The 15,421-nt window shown below is 69.0% G+C and carries 13 protein-coding genes and 3 pseudogenes; 12 read left to right on the forward strand and 4 right to left on the reverse strand.

The features are described from left to right. Positions 1-118: 118 nt before the first annotated feature. Positions 119-669: pseudogene (locus WS92_RS20440) on the reverse strand (NAD(P)/FAD-dependent oxidoreductase); the annotation flags it as partial. 146 nt (positions 670-815) lie between these two features. Here WS92_RS20440 and WS92_RS35035 point away from each other — a divergent pair. The 6 genes from WS92_RS35035 to WS92_RS20465 all read left to right on the forward strand — a co-directional run bounded on the left by WS92_RS35035 (position 816) and on the right by WS92_RS20465 (position 7,101). Next, a complete protein-coding gene (locus WS92_RS35035; protein ID WP_141668071.1) occupies positions 816-1,094 on the forward strand; it encodes a hypothetical protein in 279 nt (92 codons plus the stop codon). 194 nt (positions 1,095-1,288) lie between these two features. Beyond that, positions 1,289-1,987 carry a hypothetical protein gene (locus WS92_RS20445; RefSeq protein ID WP_009912245.1) on the forward strand — a complete coding sequence of 233 codons (699 nt, stop codon included), beginning with the start codon at positions 1,289-1,291 and terminating at the stop codon, positions 1,985-1,987. A gap of 138 nt (positions 1,988-2,125) precedes the next feature. Next, entirely contained in the window at positions 2,126-3,568 is a 1,443-nt protein-coding gene (locus WS92_RS20450; RefSeq protein ID WP_009912243.1) for an NAD(P)/FAD-dependent oxidoreductase, read from the forward strand. 144 nt (positions 3,569-3,712) lie between these two features. After that, positions 3,713-5,056, forward strand: coding sequence for a cation:proton antiporter (locus WS92_RS20455; RefSeq protein WP_059930768.1), 1,344 nt, complete (start codon positions 3,713-3,715; stop codon positions 5,054-5,056). A 9-nt stretch (positions 5,057-5,065) separates the two neighbouring features. Continuing rightward, a complete protein-coding gene (locus WS92_RS20460) occupies positions 5,066-6,073 on the forward strand; it encodes a Rieske (2Fe-2S) protein (RefSeq protein ID WP_059930770.1) in 1,008 nt (335 codons plus the stop codon). After that, positions 6,073-7,101: an aromatic ring-hydroxylating oxygenase subunit alpha gene (locus WS92_RS20465; RefSeq protein ID WP_059930836.1), complete on the forward strand. Its 1,029-nt coding sequence runs from the start codon at positions 6,073-6,075 to the stop codon at positions 7,099-7,101. The genes WS92_RS20460 and WS92_RS20465 overlap by 1 nt, the downstream gene beginning before the upstream one ends. 130 nt (positions 7,102-7,231) lie before the next feature. Here the strand turns inward: WS92_RS20465 and WS92_RS20470 are convergent, their stop codons facing one another. After that, on the reverse strand, positions 7,232-8,935 hold the full coding sequence (locus WS92_RS20470) for a dihydroxyacetone kinase family protein (protein ID WP_015602023.1): 1,704 nt from the start codon (positions 8,933-8,935) through the stop codon (positions 7,232-7,234). 281 nt (positions 8,936-9,216) lie between these two features. Here WS92_RS20470 and WS92_RS32820 point away from each other — a divergent pair. From WS92_RS32820 to WS92_RS20490, 5 genes and pseudogenes are all read left to right on the forward strand, one after another. Beyond that, a pseudogene (locus WS92_RS32820) lies at positions 9,217-9,459 on the forward strand (ATP-binding cassette domain-containing protein); the annotation flags it as partial. Beyond that, positions 9,455-9,832 (forward strand): annotated as a pseudogene (locus WS92_RS20475) (4Fe-4S binding protein); the annotation flags it as partial. The pseudogenes WS92_RS32820 and WS92_RS20475, both read left to right, overlap by 5 nt. A 165-nt stretch (positions 9,833-9,997) precedes the next feature. After that, the gene (locus WS92_RS20480) at positions 9,998-12,427 is read left to right on the forward strand and encodes a DUF3772 domain-containing protein (RefSeq protein WP_059930774.1); all 2,430 of its coding nucleotides are present in this window, start codon (positions 9,998-10,000) and stop codon (positions 12,425-12,427) included. A 165-nt stretch (positions 12,428-12,592) separates the two neighbouring features. Further along, complete coding sequence (locus WS92_RS35920) at positions 12,593-12,886, forward strand: hypothetical protein (protein ID WP_015601242.1); 294 nt, start codon at positions 12,593-12,595, stop codon at positions 12,884-12,886. Between the two features lie 136 nt (positions 12,887-13,022). Then, entirely contained in the window at positions 13,023-13,268 is a 246-nt protein-coding gene (locus WS92_RS20490; protein ID WP_015600445.1) for a hypothetical protein, read from the forward strand. Between the two features lie 29 nt (positions 13,269-13,297). Here the strand turns inward: WS92_RS20490 and WS92_RS20495 are convergent, their stop codons facing one another. Next, on the reverse strand, positions 13,298-13,738 hold the full coding sequence (locus WS92_RS20495; protein ID WP_059930776.1) for a hypothetical protein: 441 nt from the start codon (positions 13,736-13,738) through the stop codon (positions 13,298-13,300). A 386-nt stretch (positions 13,739-14,124) separates the two neighbouring features. Between WS92_RS20495 and WS92_RS20500 the strand changes: the two genes are divergently transcribed. Then, positions 14,125-14,415 carry a YciI-like protein gene (locus WS92_RS20500; protein ID WP_006026870.1) on the forward strand — a complete coding sequence of 97 codons (291 nt, stop codon included), beginning with the start codon at positions 14,125-14,127 and terminating at the stop codon, positions 14,413-14,415. 7 nt (positions 14,416-14,422) lie between these two features. On the opposite strand, the gene corA is transcribed toward WS92_RS20500, so the two are convergent. Then, entirely contained in the window at positions 14,423-15,400 is a 978-nt protein-coding gene (corA, locus tag WS92_RS20505) for a magnesium/cobalt transporter CorA (RefSeq protein WP_059930778.1), read from the reverse strand. Between the last annotated feature and the right edge of the window lie 21 nt (positions 15,401-15,421).

Consider the following 15,421-nt stretch of genomic DNA (forward strand, 5'->3'; position numbering starts at 1 on the left):
GGGAAAACTTGAAAGCAGCCAGCCTCCGGCGCGCCGGCCAAGTCCGGCTAACCAAAATGGACAGATATTTTGCGAATATTCCTCTATTTTTCACGCTGGAAAGACTGATACGAACCGACTCGCCGAGCACGCCGAGCCACCAGCAGAAGGCGCGATTGCGATAGTGGCGCGGCGGACGATCGTGCGGCCCGACCGTCAGATAGACGCGCCGGCCCGCGCGCCGCAACTCGTCGGCGATCTGCACGCCCGACGATCCCGCGCCGACCACCAGCACGCCGCTGTCCGGCAACTGGCCCGGATTGCGATAGCCGGCGGAATGGATCTGCGCGATGCGCGCCTCCAGCGGCGCGATGGGCGGGATGATGGGCCGCTGGAACGGCCCCGTCGCGACGACCACGCGGCGCGCGTCGATCACGCCGTCGAACGTGTCGACGACGAAGCCGGGCCGGCCGCTCGCGCAACGCGCGTCACGTCGACGCCCGTGCGGATCGGCGCGTCGATCCTTCTCGCATACGCTTCGAAGTAGTCGGCCACCTGATCCTTCGATGCGAACGCATCCGGATCGAGGCCCTCGAACCCGAGGCCCGGGAACCGGTCGTGCCATGCCGGCCCGTTCGCGACGAGCGTATCGATTGACGTTGTTTCAGCGGTTACGGCTGTCTCCTTCAGAAAGGCGGCTCGATCGAAGCCAGCCGCCGCTTCGATGCCGCTGTCGGGCGCGGCCTGTGTCGGCCGCCGCGGCGACGCGCGGCGCAACGCGCGAGTGGGAATGCAGACATTCTGCGCAGACGCCGCCGTGCGCGAAACGATGATTTTTGTCGTCGCTGGCGAGCAAAAAGCCGCTCATGCGACAGCGGGGCGCGGCGAAAGCGCCCGGTCGCGCCGAAGCGGCCCTTCATTTTGGCAATCGGCCCCGAGCCGCCGAACGCATTTGCGCGCCGGCGAGCCGATTCGCCGCCCGTATTTCGTTTTTCGCGAGAAATGCGTCAATCAAAATTCTCAATTCCACCGTTTACCGCAAGCTCATTGTCTCCCTTTCTTTTTGTAAAAAACAATCCATCAAATCATCGAACACCATTCATTCAATGAAATAACCAATCGGTCTCTCTTTATTTTTAAAATCACGATCACGAACGATTCATTCTCTTTAAAAAAATTCCACCCTCCGTTTTATTGACATATCCGCATATGCACCTAGACTCCGTCCTGAGGCAAGACAATCCGCTCGAAATTTTCGGCCTCGATCCCCCCACAACAATGCGACTCGTTCACCACAGGAGTTTGCGTCATGAGGGAAATTCTCGAAACAATTCATAGAAAAAAGGCCGCGCTTCTCGACCACCCGGTCTTCCCGCAGCTCGAAGCGGTCACACTTCCCCAAATCAAGGAAATGATGCGCGTCTGGTCGCCGCTGTTGATTCACCTGGCCATGACCTTTCGCGACATCAATCGCATGTATTACCACTACGAAAAGCCGGAAGACGAATTGCAGAACGCGATCAACGATCACGTCGACGTCGACAGCGAGCATTGGCACATGATGGTGTCGGACATCAAGACGCTCGGCGTGAACAATCGCGCGTTCGATTGCGAAAGCGCGATCAATGTGATCTGGGCCGATCTCGGCAGCCCCGTGCGCCAGTACATGTATTCGCTCGTGTCGCGCGCGCGCCGGTGCGGAAACTGTCCGCTGCTGAAGATGGCGTCGATGGAGGCCGGCGAGGCGACGTCGAAAGTCTTCTTCACGACGTCGCGCAAGCTCGCGGCGGCCTACGAAGCGGATACGGGCAATACGCTGCGCTATCTGGGCGCCGAGCACATCGACAGCGAACTCGATCATTCGATCAACGAATCGGTCTTCTTCGACGAGCCGCTGTCGGCCGACAAGCGCGCGGACGCGCAGTCGATCGTCGACGATCATTTCCGCAGCTTCATCGCGTTCCTCGATTACAAGTACGAGGTCAACAAACTGGCGCTCGCCAACTGACGAGGCCCCGGGCAGCGCCCGGGCATGATTCGCGAAGCCGGAGTCCGGCTGAATCGTCAAGCGCTCCGAATCGAATCGCCGATCCGGGGAGCGCACGCGCTCGCGGTCATGACGTCCCCCATACAAGGAGAAACAAGCATGCGTCTTCCGAATCGCACACAAGTCCTCGTCATCGGCGGCGGGCCGGCCGGCGCGACCGGCGCGGCATTCCTCGCCCGCGAGGGCGTCGAGGTCACGCTCGTCGACAAGGAGGTGTTCCCCCGCTATCACATCGGCGAATCGCTGCTGCCGTCGTGTCTCGAAATCCTCACGCTGATGGGCGCACGCGACACGTTCGACCGCCACGGCTTCCAGCGCAAGCCCGGCGCGTACTTCAACTGGAAAGGCGAGACCTGGAAACTCGATTTCGGCGAGCTGGGCGGCACCTATCACTACAGCTACCAGGTGCGCCGCGAGGAATTCGACCACTTGCTGCTGCAGCATGCGCGCACGGTCGGCGCACAGGTGCACGAAGGCGTCAGCGTGCGCGAGATCCTGTTCGACGACGGCCGCCCGTGCGCCGCGCTGTGCGTCGCGCAGGATTCCGGCGAGACGGCGACCGTCGAGTTCGACTATCTCGTCGACGCATCCGGACGCAACGGGCTGATGTCGACCCGCTACCTGAACAACCGCAAATTTCACGAGATCTTCCGCAACGTCGCGGCGTGGGGCTATTGGGAAGGCTTGAGCTGGCCCGACGATTGCGCGCCGGGCTCGATTCTCGTCAGCTCGATTCCGGACGGCTGGTGGTGGGCGATCCCGCTCGCCGATCGCCCGACGAGCGTCGGCGTCGTCATGCACCGCGACGCGTTCCTCGCGGCGAAGCGCGCCGGCTCGCTCGAGCAGGTCTACGAGCAGGCGCTCGCGCTGAGCCCGGTGATGACGAAGCTCACGCAACACGCGCGCCTCGTCACGCCGCTCAGGACCGAGCAGGATTATTCGTACACCTGCGATTCGTTCGCGGCGGACGGCTACTTCCTGTCCGGCGACGCCGCGTGCTTTCTCGATCCGCTGCTGTCCACGGGCGTGCACCTCGCGATGTACAGCGGCATGCTCGCCGCCGCGTCGCTCGCCAGCATCCTGCGCGGCGAGGTGGCCGAGCGGGAAGCCGCCGCGTACTATCGCGACAGCTACCGGCAGGCCTATCTGCGCTTCCTCGTGTTCGTGCAGACGTTCTACGAGGCGCACGGCAAGCTCGGCTACTTCAGCAAGGCCGACGAGCTGAGCCACTACATGATCGAGGCGGGCGACATCCGGCGCGCGTTCCTGAATCTCGTCTCCGGCCTCGAGGACATCGCCGACGTCGAGCAGGCCACGTCGCACCTGATGGGCGAAATGTCCCGCCGCATCGATCAGAACCTCGCGCTTCGCAAGAACAAGGAGGCGCTCGCATCGGCGATCGGCAGCCCGGAAGCCGAGGACAACGCGCGCTTCTTCGATGCGATCGAGGGTCTGCCCTGCCTGTCGGCGAACATGGCGCTCGACGGGCTTTACGTGTCGACCCGGCCCCGGCTCGGCCTGCAGCGCGTCGCCGCGATGTAGCCCGCGCGCTTGGCGGCAATCCGCGCGCATGCGTCGAACGGCCGCCGCCGCGGCGGCCCCGACCCTGCGCGCGGCGCACCGGGCCGATGCGCCGGCGCACGGCGCGCTCATCGGCATGCACCAAACGCGAGGAGCCGGGACAAGATGGCGGACTGGATACTGCAACTGTGCGTCGTGATCGTCGTCGCATTCGTGCTGGGCGCGCTCGCGCAGCGGCTCGGCCAAGGGCGCGTCGTGGGCGAGCTGCTCGCCGGGCTGCTGCTCGGCCCATCGGCATTCGGCGCGCTCGCCGCTGCGGGGCACGGCGTGCTGCCCGGCGAGGAATCGGCCGCGATCCTCTCCCGGCTCGGCGAGCTCGGGCTCGTTTTCCTGATGTTCCAGACGGGCACGCACATCGCATGGACGATTCCGCAAAGACGCTCCGCCGCGCTCGTCGCGACAGTCGTCGCGGCGTGCGGGATGGCGTTGCCGTTCGCAACCGGCAGCGTGATCGCGATCGCGTCGTCGCACGCGTTCCAGCCGCAGGCGTCGCCGCTCGCCTACGTGCTGTTCTGCGGCATCGCGCTGTCCGTTTCGGCGCTGCCCGTCATGATGCGCATCGTCGCCGACGCGCGCATCGCGCATCGCCCGGCGGCGACGCTGTCGATACTCGCGGCCACGCTGACCGACGCGCTCGGCTGGCTGATTCTCGCCGCCGTCGGCGCGATCGCGACATCCGGCCTGTCGCCTGCGTCGACGCTGCATGCGCTAGGCGTGCTCGTCGCGTTCTTCGTCGCGTCGATCACGCTCGTGCGCAAGATCGTCCTGTGGCTGCTCGATCGCGCGCGCCGGGACCGCAGCGGATCGGCGACATTGATTTGCGCGCTCGGCTATCTGCTGCTGTCGTCGTGGGCCGCCTCCCGGCTCGGCTTTCACAGCGCGTTCGGCGCCCTGGTCGCGGCCGTCGCCCTGTCGGGCCGCGACGATCTGCGACAGTGGTGGGATGCGCGCTTCGCGGGGCTGGCCGACCTCGTCCTGATCCCGCTGTTCTTCGTCAGCATGGGCTTTCGCGCGTCGTTTTCCGCGCTCGACGGCGGCGCGGCGTGGGGGTGGCTCGTCGCGTTCCTGATCGGCGGCGTGGCGGCGAAATTCGGCGGCTGCTACGCCGGCGCGCGGCTATGCGGGATCGATCGCACCGAGGCGACGCTGATCGGCGTGCTGATGAACTGCCGCGGCACCGTCGAGTTGATGGTGCTCGCGATTGGCCTGCAACTGAGGATCATTCCTGTCTCGCTGTACACGGTCCTGCTGATCGCGACGCTGACGATGACCTGGCTGAGCGCCATGTCGACCCACCGGCTCGCGAAGCGGCAGCCGCCTCGCGCGCGACGCATGCCCGCCGCCGATGCGCCGCCGGCGCGGCGGGCCGCGCCGATGCGCGCGCTCGGCGATGACGCGCGTTTACCGAACTTGCCCGACTTGCCGGAGGCATCGCGGCCATCGCGATGAACGCCCATGATGGAGACCGTCGCAACGCTTCGTTCCGATTCCGCCGCACGCTGGCTGCCGCTCGCGCTGTCCGAGCAGGTGAGCGCCCGGGCGCCGCTCGGCGTCGTCTGCATGGGACAGCCGCTCGTGCTGTATCGGGATGCATCGGGCGCCGCCCGCGCGATGGAGGATCGCTGCGCGCATCGCCGCGCGCCGTTGTCGCTCGGCCGCGTGACGCCCGACGGCCGACTGCAGTGCGGCTATCACGGCTGGATCTACGACGGCGCGTCAGGCGCATGCGTCGCGATCCCGAATCTGTCGCAAGGCGAGCCGGTGCCGCCGCACTACGCGGTGCGCGCCTACGAGACGTTCGAGTGCGACGGCTACGTGTGGGGCCGCGCGGCCCACGGCGCCGACACGCGAAAGCCGGCCGCGCCCCCCGCGCCCGCGTCGCGTTGCGCGCAGCGGTTCGCGGGTTGCGCGACGGTCGCCGTCGGATGCGACGAGTATGTCGCCGCGCTGGCCGACGGCCCGCATCTGCTGATGCGCATCGCCGGCCTGCGCATCACGGATTACGTGATCGCGGACCCCGAGCCGCGCGGCGGCCGCATCGAGATGGAGCGCGGCGTCACGTGGGCGGCGCGCGCGCACAATCACCGGTTCGGCGCGCATTATCCGTGGACGCTGCGGCTCGCGCCGCCGCGCGACGATGCGCTCGCGTCGGTCGAGCTCGACACGCGCGACGGCGAGACGGCGCTGTGGGCGTCGATCGCCGTCGTTCCCGCGGCGCGCGGCGCGACGAACGTCATGTGGCGCGGCGGCATCGCGGCTGACGCGAGCGGCGCCGACGCCACGCTGCTGCGCCTGTGGGCGCGGCTGCGCCGCGCGCCGTTCGCGATGCGCGAGCAGATCGACGCACGCGCGCTGTCGAGGCTCGACGTGACCTGCTCGCGCGCCTGGCTCGGCCCGTACTCGCGGTCCGCGGGTGCCGCCGCCGCGCGCGGCCCCGATCGATTACCGTGTGCGAGGAAAGGATGATGCTGACCGTCGACAACGAAGATATCGAGGCGGCAAGCCGCCCGAGCGACGACTGGGTGCCCGGCGGGATTCGCCTGCGCAACGCATGGTTTCCGCTCGCCCACGCGTTCGAAGTCGGCGCGCGCGCATCGCGCTGGCGGCTCCACTCGCAACCGTGCTTTCTGTGGCGCGCGGGCGGACGCATTCACGCATCGCGGCGGCACCCCGACCTGCCGGCCGCGCGACGCCCGGCGTCCGATTCGCCGGTCGACGCCGACGGCTATCCGGTGCTCGAGCGATACGGCTACGTGTGGATCTGGTACGGAGACCCCGGCGACGCGAGCGACGCGCTCGTGCCCGACGTGCCGTTTCTGCCGCGCGACGGCGGGCTGCCTCCGCACATGCAGGGCAATGTCCGGCTCGACTGCTGCTCGCCCCTCCTCGTCGAAAATCTGCTGGACCTGACGCATGCGGACTTCCTGCATGCGAACGTGCTCGGCAACGAGCGTTCCGACGAGGACCGGATCGACGTGCAGTTCACGTCCGAGACGGTGACGATGATCCGGCGCTGCACGCACAAGTCGGTCGCGCCGATCATGCGCTGGTTCGGCGGCGTGCGCGCGAAGCATCAGGACGTTCACGCGGTGATTCACGTGCACGTGCGCAGCTCGGTCGCGCTCGCGTACGGCCGCTATACGCCGGGCATCGACCTGCCGCTGTTCCACCCGTGCCTGCCGGAGTCACGCGACCGGTGCCGGCTCAGCTTCGCGCTGAACGCGACGTCCACGCCCTGGCCGCTGCGCGTGCTGATGCCGTTGACGCCTTACGTCGTCGCGCCGCAGGACAACCGGATGGTCGGCCCGCAGAACGGCCGCTACCAGGAAGCCGGCGAGCGCCGCGACCTGTTTTCGCGCTTCGACCGCGCGGGCCTGCGCTACCGGCTCCTGTTGCGGCAGCTCGCCCGGCGGCAGCTCGACGGCGATTTCTCTTACGCCGCCGATGCGCTCCCCGGCCAGGATGCGCGCGGCATCCTCGGCATGCCGGGCTAGAAGGGTCTGTTCACGCTAACGACGGGCTTGCGCTCGCCGCCGGAAGGGCCGGGCGCGCCGGATCGCCCGACCGGCCTCGATCGGCGACGCGGGCGACGGCGCGCGCCCCCGGACAGCACGCGATTAGCCGCTACGCGACGTGCGGCTGCAACGCGCGCAACCAGCACGCCACGGCGACCGCGCCGCCGTCGGGCGATCCCACGGCGCGCGCGCCCAGGTAGCTCGCGCGTCCCGCGCGCGGCGTCATGCCCGCGGTTTTTGCCGCGCCCTCTTCCGCGGCGCGCACGGCCGCCGCCCACGCATCGCTCGCGCGCCTGCCGGCCGACAGCTCGCGTTCGAGCGCATCGACGGCAGGCACCAATGCATCGAGCATCGTGCGGTCCCCGGGCTTCGCGCCGCCCAGATCGCCGATCGCGTCGACGCCGCTGCGGAACGCGCCCGCCCAGTCGCGCGCGCTCGGCGCCGGCGCGTCGGCGAGCCGGCGGGCCGCCCGCACGAGCGCGGTCGCGTAAAACGGCCCGGAACTGCCCGCGATCGCCCGGCGCAGCGCGGCGCCGAGCGCGGCGAGCAGCACGGCCGGCCCCCGATACGCATCGGCGGGCAGCGCGAGAATCGCGTTCGCCGCGCGCCGCATGCTCGCGCCCAGATCGCCGTCGCCGGCGATGGAATCGAGTTCGGTCAACACCGGCTCGTTGTCGATCAGCGCGGCCGCGACCGCATGCAACGCGGGCCGCAGCCCGTCGGCACTCGCCGCGCCGCCCGTCGCCCATTCCGGCAGCCGGTCGCCCGGGCCGGGTTCGGCCGCGGCCACGCGAATGTCCCGGTTCACCGCGCCGCCGCCGGGCCACGCTCGCGCCTGCGTCGGCGCGTCGAGCAGCGCGAGCATGCCGTCGCTCAGCTTGAGCAGCGAAATCGAGCAGCCGGGCATGTCGAGCGCGGACAGGAACGTGCCCGCCCACGCGCGCGCCACCTCGACGCCGCGCCGGCTCAGGCTGTCGTAGGCCGCGCGCAGCACGATGCCGAGCTCCATGTCCGGCGTCGCGCCGAGCCCGTTCACGAGCAGCGCGACGCGGTCGCCGCGCGCGACGGGCTGATCGTCGACGATCGTCGCCACGAGCGTTTCCGCCAGCGCGTTTGCGGGCATCGGCGCCGTGCGCCGCACGCCCTTTTCGCCGTGGATGCCCAAACCGAGCTCGATTTCGTCATCGGCGAGGCTGAAGCCGGATTGTTCGACGCCCGGAATCGTGCAGCCGTCGAGCGCGACGCCCATCGTGCCCAGGTTCGCCGCCGCCTCGTTCGCGACGGCGGCCACCTGCGGCAGCGTCAGGCCGCGCTCGGCGGCCGCGCCGGCGAGCTTGTGCACGAGCACGGTGCCGGCGATGCCGCGGCGCCGCCCGCGCCCGGTGAGTTCGCGCAGCGACACGTCGTCCGCGACGACGACGATCTCGACCGGGATGCCCTCCGCGCGCGCGAGCTCGGCCGCGAGACCGAAATTGAGGCGATCGCCCGTGTAGTTCTTCACGATGAGGAGCGCGCCGTTCGGGCCCGCCGTCGCGCGAATCGCGGCGAGCACGGCGTCGGTGGACGGCGACGTGAAGACTTCGCCGCACACCGCCGCGCTCAGCATCCCCGCGCCGACGTAGCCGCCGTGCGCCGGTTCGTGGCCGCTGCCGCCGCCGGAAATGACCGCGACCGGGCGCTGCGCCGGCTCCGGCAAGGGCCGCCGGATCAGCACGTGTTCGTCGCCGAGAATGGCGACGTGCGGCGACTGCCGCGCGATGCCCTCCAGCATTTCGCGCACGACATCGGACGGGTGGTTGACGAGCTTTTTCATGGCGGCGATTTCCTGACTGTGAGTGAGGGCGGCGGCTCGTCACGACAGCGGGCGCGTGCGATTCGGCGTGCGATGCGGCGTGCGATTCGGCGTGCGATGCGGCGCATGCGGAGCATCCGCTTCGTGCGCGAGCCTCCTCTTCGTTGCCGACCGGCACGGCCGGCACGCTGCCGTGCATTGTGCCATCGGGACCGGTTCACGGTGCGTTCGCGGCGGTCCCCGCTTTCGCTCGCAAACGGCGCGCGCTCGTGCATCGCGTCGCAGCCTGCCTGCGGGCGGACATCGGCCGCAACGGCGCGGGCAAGAGCACGCTGTTCCAACTGATGCTCGGCCTTCTCGCCGCCGACGCGGGCGACGTGCGGATCGACGGCGTGTCGGCCCGCGACCCGCGGTTCCGCGCCGTCCGGCGCACGCTCGGCTATCTGCCGGAAAACGTCGTGCTGTGCGACAACCTGACCGGGCTCGAGACGCTGCGCTTCTTGGCGCGCCTGAAAGGCGCCGACGCGGCCGCGTGCGCGCCGCTCGTGGCCGTTCGTGCTGTTCTGGACCGCCGTCGTCGGCGCGTCGATCTTCGTCGAGCGGCCGTTCTGCAAGTACCTGTGCCCGCTCGGCGCGAGCCTCGCGCTGCCCGGGCGCTTGCGGCTGCTCAAGCTGCGGCGCAAGCCCGAATGCACGAGCTGCCATGCGTGCGCGGTCGGCTGCGGCTCGCAGGCGATCGACACGGCCGGCCGGATCGACCCGATGGAGTGCCTGCTCTGCCTCGACTGCATGGTCATGTACTACGACGAGCACAGTTGCCCGCCGCTGTCGAAGGAACGCAAGCGCCGCGAAAAGGCCAGCCTGCCGCTCACGCCCGTCGGCAAGGATGGACGGTACATTCCGATCGAGCGGGTCTGACGCGCGGCGCGCCGGCGCGCAAAGGTCCGGCGCGGCCGGCAAAAATATTTCGTTTTCCTTTCAATTGTTTCGGATTGTCGTCGGCAATCCGCAAGCCGAAAAACCGTGGCAATCTACGACGCAATCCGGTTGTCCGTTCGCGCAACCGATCTGTAAGGTTTCCCGATGATTCGTCTTGCGACATTTGCGCGCCGCGTCGCGCTGATTGGCCTATTGCATCTTTTCTGTGCGGCGCTGCCCGCGGCGGCGGCGGCCGACCTCGCATCGGGCGCCGCCGTGCCGCCCGCGCCGACGATCTCGCGCGACGAGGCGCTCGCCGAGCTCAAGCGCGTGCAGGCCGCGCTCGACCGGATCAAGCAGCAGGCGTCGGCCGCGACGACCTACAAGCAACTGGACGCGCTCGACGAATCGACGCAGGCGCTGGCGGCCGACGTCGACAAGCTGACGGCCGCGCTCGTGCCCACGCGCGCGCAGCTTCAGGCGCAGCTCGACGTGCTCGGGCCGCCGCCCGCGCCGGGCGCGGCGCCCGAAACAGCCGCCGTCGCGCGTCAGCGCGCGGATCTGAATGCGCGCAAGACGCAGTTCGACGCCGCGCTGAAACAGGCCGCCGACGAAAAGGAAAGCCTCGCGAACCTGATGCAGCAATACTCGAAGCTGCGCCGCAGCCTGCTGCGCGACCAGCTCGTGCTGCGCTCGGGCAGCATTCTCGGCGCGCAATTCTGGGCGCCGCTCGTTCATCCGTCGGACGACGACCGGCAGGAGCTCGACGCGTTCAGCGCGCAGATCGGGCAAGTGCTGAGCGCGGCATGGGAGCCGGGCCGCCGGCTCGGCACCGCGCTGCTGCTCGCCGCCGCGCTCGCCGTGTGGACCCTCGGCGGGCGGCTCGCCGAGCGCGCGCTCGCGTGGTTCAGCCTGACGAAGCTGCCGGAGACCCGCGTGCGGCGCAGCGCGCTCGCGACGTCGATCGCGGTGTCGAGCATCGTGACGACGGGCATCGCGGTGCAGTTCGTCTACCTCGCGCTCACGCGCGACGTCGTGCTGACGAGCGCGCTGCAGGATTTCGCCGACGAACTCGCGAAGCTCGCGCTGACCTGCGCGCTGATCGCGGGCCTCGGCCGCGCGCTGCTGTGCACGCGCCACCCGAGCTGGCGGCTGCCCGCGCTCGCCGACGAAGTCGCGCTCGCGATGCGGCCGTTCCCGGCGATCCTCGCGGCGCTGCTGCTCGTCGCGGGTGCGCTCGAGGAGCTGAACCGAACCGCCGACACGAGCCTGCAGGTCACGCTGTTCGGGCGCGGGATCGTGTCGCTCGTCGTCGTCGTGACGATCGGCGCATCGCTGCTGCGCGCGAACCGCGCGCGCACCGCGCTCGCGGCCGCTGGCGAGCCGCCCGAGGCCCGCTCGACGCTCGCGGGGCTGATCCACGCGGGCGTCACGCTGACCGTCGTCGCGGCGCTCGTCGCGCTCCTCGTCGGCTACATCTCGGTCGCCCGCTTCCTCACCTACGAGCTCGTCTGGTTCGAGATCGTGCTCGGCAGCGCGTATCTGCTGACCCGCCTCACCCGCGACGCGTACGCGAGCGCGTTCTCCGCGAACCTGTCGAGCGGCAGGCTGATCAAGAATCTGTTCGGGCTGAACGACGGCCACCTCGATCAGGCGAGAACCGTGCTGACCGGACTCAGCACGAGCGTGCTGCTGCTCGTCGCCGTCGTCGCGCTGCTGACGGGCGGCTTCGGAACGACGCCGAACGACCTGCTCGTGAGCGTGATCTCGATGTTCGGCGGCGAGCGCCTGCAGCGTCTGAACATCGTGCCCGACCGCATCCTGAACGCGGCGCTCGCGCTCGCGATCGGCATCTACCTGCTGCGCTCGGTGCGACGCTGGCTCGACAACGAGCTGCTGCCCGCGGTCGGCATGGATCAAGGCATGCGCGCGTCGCTCATCACGCTGTACAGCAATCTCGGCTACGTCGCGATCGTGCTGCTCGCGCTGTCGCTGCTCGGCGTCAAATGGGACAACCTCGCGTGGATCGTGAGCGCGCTGTCGGTGGGCATCGGCTTCGGTCTGCAGGAGATCGTGAAGAACTTCGTGTCCGGGCTGATCCTGCTCACCGAGCGGCCGGTGAAGGTCGGCGACATGATCAGCATCTCGGGCGTCGAGGGCGACATCCGCCGGATCAACGTGCGCGCGACCGAAATCCAGTTGTCCGACCGCTCGATGGTGATCGTGCCGAACTCGCAGTTGATCTCGCAGAACCTGCGCAACGTGACGATGGGCAACAGCACGCAGGGCGTCGCGACGCTGACGCTCACGTTTGCGCTCAACACCGATCCCGAGCAGGTGCGCGACCTGCTGCTCGACGCGTACCGCGAGCATGCGTCGATCCTCGAGAAGCCCGCGCCGTCCGTCACGTTCAGCCAGTTGACGCCGGACGGGATCACGCTCAGCGTGACGGGCTACGTCGGCAGTCCGCGAATCACGGCGGCGACGAAGAGTGACCTGCTGTTCGAGATCCTCAAGCGGCTGCGCGCGGCGGGCATTCCGCTGTCGAATCCGCAGACGCTGATGGTGCAGAACCTGCCGCCGCCGAGCGAATGACGCGAGCCGGCGCGGATCGGCGTGGACCGATGCGGATGCGGCCGTGCGCGAATGTCCGTTCACTCCGCGGGCCCACGTCATATCGCGTTGCAATCCATTACACGCGGGAATTCGCCGGCTTTCTATGATGGGAACCACGAACCCGCTTCAATGGATGGCGCGACCATGAAAAAACTGATGATTCTGCCGCTCGTCGCGAGCGCGCTGCTCTCGGGCTGTGCGGTGTATCCGACGGAGCCCGCCGTCGGCGTGGACGTCGGCATCGGCTGGCATGGCGAGCGCTATTGGGACGGCCACCGCTACTGGGAGCGCGACGAATGGGAGCGCGCGCATCCGCCGCAATACTATCGTCGCGACGACGACCGGCGCGACGATCGCGGCGGCTACCGTGACGGCGACCGGCGCGACGGCGGCCGCTGGCGCGACGACCGGCGCGGCGACGACAATCGCCCATACTGACTGACGCCGTCGCCGCGCGTCGATCCCCGGCGACGGCCGCATGCGTCGAAAGGCGTTCGACACAAGCCGGCGGAAAGGTCGGCGCACCGCAATCGCGCTATGCTCGTGCGCCCCATTTGGACAGAGGAGCCCATACATGAAGCTTTCGATCTTCATCGCGGCCGCGTGCGTCGCATTCGCGTTGACAACGGCCGCTCGCGCGCAAACGTCGCAAACCTATCGATTCGGCGAAGGCCAGTCGGGCTTGTCGGGCCAGTCGAGCGACATGCATGCCGCGCCGGCGCGCCGCGCCGCGAAGACGACGCACCTTCGCAAGCACCGCGCGCATCATGCGCGGCATACGCGCGCCGTGCGTGCGCCGCGGACGTACGCGCATCACTGACGACGTGTCGGGCCGCGCGCAGGCCCGGCTCACTGCGCCTGCGACGCACCGCTTGCCGCAACCGCGCCGCTGATCCGGTCGATCAGCGACTTCGCCGCGCCCGCGGCGAGCGCCGCATCGACGTGCGACGTCTGCCATGCGCCGTCGCTGTCCTCGGTGAATGTGAGCGTCGCGCGCAACGGCGCGTCGCCGTCGCTCGGCTGCCCGTCGTGCCACGCGATCGCGACGTTGCACGAATACGCGCGCTCGGCGACCTTCGTGCAATCGCCGACGGGCTTCACCGACGCGACGTCGGCCGCCACGGGCAGCGGCTGGCCGAGCATCGTATTGAGCGGCCCGCGATTCTCGGCGTCGAGCGCGCGGCGCACGGCCGCGTCGATGTCGCGCGCGCCGGGGCCGGCATGGAACCAGCCGCAGGCGGCAAGCATCGCTAACGACATTCCCAGCAGCAACAGTGTTCGGAGCTTCATCGGTTCGTGTGGTTTCGCATAGTTTCGCATCATCCGGCGCGGGGCGGCGCACGCGCGCCGCGCGTTTCGCCAACGCCATCGTGCATGCGTTTCGCGCGCCAGTCTGACGCGTGCGCGGGCCGCGATCCGTATCGATTTGTAACGGCGTGTTCGCCGCGACGCGCGGCAAAAGCCGCGCCGGCGGCGCGACCCGACGCCCGAGGGCCCGCCGCACGCGCCCAAGCGGCGGGCGCGAGCGGTCGCGCCGACGATGCAGGGCCGGCGAACGCGACCGCTTGTTACACGAAGCGGCGCCCGCGGGGCCCGGCCTATACTAGCCGTTGCCCGTCAACCGGCGCCGGTTCGCCGCGGCGGACCGGCACGCCCCATCGCATGAGGAGCATTTCATGTACTACCTGCTGACCTACGAACTCGTCGACGGTTATCTCGATCGGCGCGGCGCCTACCGCGCCGATCATCTCGCGCTCGCGAAGGCCGCGACCGCCCGCGGCGAGCTGCTGCTCGCGGGCGCGCTCGCCGACCCGGCCGACGAAGCGGTGCTCGTGTTCGACGCGCCGTCGCCCGCCGTCGCCGAAGCGTTCGCGCAAGCCGATCCTTACGTCGCGAACGGCCTCGTCAAGCGCTGGCGGGTGCGGCCGTGGACGGTCGTCATCGGCAAGCTCGCCGCGCCCGCGTGAATGCGGCTCACAGCCAGCCGGCCTTCCTGAAGCGCCGCCACAGGAACAGGTCGGCGGCCGCCATCACGCCGAGGCACACGTAAAAGCCGAAGCGCCAGTGCAGCTCCGGTATGTTGTTGAAGTTCATCCCGTAGATCCCGGCGATCATCGTCGGGATCGCGAACAGCGCGGCGAACGAGCCGAGCCGCTTCGTCACTTCGCTTTCCGCGAGCGAGATCATCCCGAGGTTCACCTGGATCGCGGTGACGAGCATCTCGCGCCGCCCTTCGATCGTCCGCACGATCCGCAGCAGATGGTCGTAGACGTCGCGGAAATAATGGTCCATTCCCGCGCAGACCTGCGGAATCCGCCCGCCGACGAGCTTCGCGAGCGGCTCGACGAGGGGCGCCGTGTGCTGGTGCAGCATCACGAGCCGGCGCTTGAGCGTGTACAGATCCTCGATCAGCGCGCGGGCGGCGGCCGTGCCCGTCTTCTCGAAGATCCGGTCCTCGAGCGCCTCCAGCTCGGCGCCGAGCGCCTCGAGCGTCGGGAAATAGCGGTCGACGACCTGGTCCATCAGCGCATAGAACACGAACGCCGAGCCCTCCTTCAGCAGATGCGGCTCGCGTTCGCAGCGCGCGCGCACCGCGCGGAAGTCCTGCTCGCTGTGATTGCGGATCGACAGCACGTAGTTCGGCCCGACGAACACGTTCAGCTCGCCGAGCTGGAGCTCGCCCCGCCGGTCGATCTCGACCGTATGCAGCACGGCGAACAGCGAATCGCCGTACTCCTCGATCTTCGGGCGCTGGTGGCCCTTGCGCGCGTCCTCGAGCGCGAGCTCGTGCAGGCCGAACTCCTCGCCCATCCGTTCGATCTCGTCCGGCTCGGGGTCCTTCAGCGCGACCCAGACGAAGCACTCGGGCCTGGCGACGTAGTCGCCGATGTCGTCGATGTCGATATCGGCCACTTTGCGGCCATCCTGATATGCAGCGCAGTTGATCAGCATGCAGTAACGTGTTTCGAAGCC

Origin of the sequence: Burkholderia sp. MSMB1588, assembly GCF_001546925.1 — a bacterium.
GTDB lineage: Bacteria > Pseudomonadota > Gammaproteobacteria > Burkholderiales > Burkholderiaceae > Burkholderia > Burkholderia humptydooensis.

Coding starts and splice junctions, on each gene's coding strand:
- WS92_RS20445 (WP_009912245.1), top strand. CDS start 1,289: ATGAGGGAAATTCTCGAAACAATTCATAGAAAAAAGGCCGCGCTTCTC.
- WS92_RS20450 (WP_009912243.1), top strand. CDS start 2,126: ATGCGTCTTCCGAATCGCACACAAGTCCTCGTCATCGGCGGCGGGCCG.
- WS92_RS20455 (WP_059930768.1), top strand. CDS start 3,713: ATGGCGGACTGGATACTGCAACTGTGCGTCGTGATCGTCGTCGCATTC.
- WS92_RS20460 (WP_059930770.1), top strand. CDS start 5,066: ATGGAGACCGTCGCAACGCTTCGTTCCGATTCCGCCGCACGCTGGCTG.
- WS92_RS20465 (WP_059930836.1), top strand. CDS start 6,073: ATGCTGACCGTCGACAACGAAGATATCGAGGCGGCAAGCCGCCCGAGC.
- WS92_RS20470 (WP_015602023.1), bottom strand. CDS start 8,935: ATGAAAAAGCTCGTCAACCACCCGTCCGATGTCGTGCGCGAAATGCTG.
- WS92_RS20480 (WP_059930774.1), top strand. CDS start 9,998: ATGATTCGTCTTGCGACATTTGCGCGCCGCGTCGCGCTGATTGGCCTA.
- WS92_RS35920 (WP_015601242.1), top strand. CDS start 12,593: ATGAAAAAACTGATGATTCTGCCGCTCGTCGCGAGCGCGCTGCTCTCG.
- WS92_RS20490 (WP_015600445.1), top strand. CDS start 13,023: ATGAAGCTTTCGATCTTCATCGCGGCCGCGTGCGTCGCATTCGCGTTG.
- WS92_RS20495 (WP_059930776.1), bottom strand. CDS start 13,738: ATGAAGCTCCGAACACTGTTGCTGCTGGGAATGTCGTTAGCGATGCTT.
- WS92_RS20500 (WP_006026870.1), top strand. CDS start 14,125: ATGTACTACCTGCTGACCTACGAACTCGTCGACGGTTATCTCGATCGG.
- corA (WP_059930778.1), bottom strand. CDS start 15,400: ATGCTGATCAACTGCGCTGCATATCAGGATGGCCGCAAAGTGGCCGAT.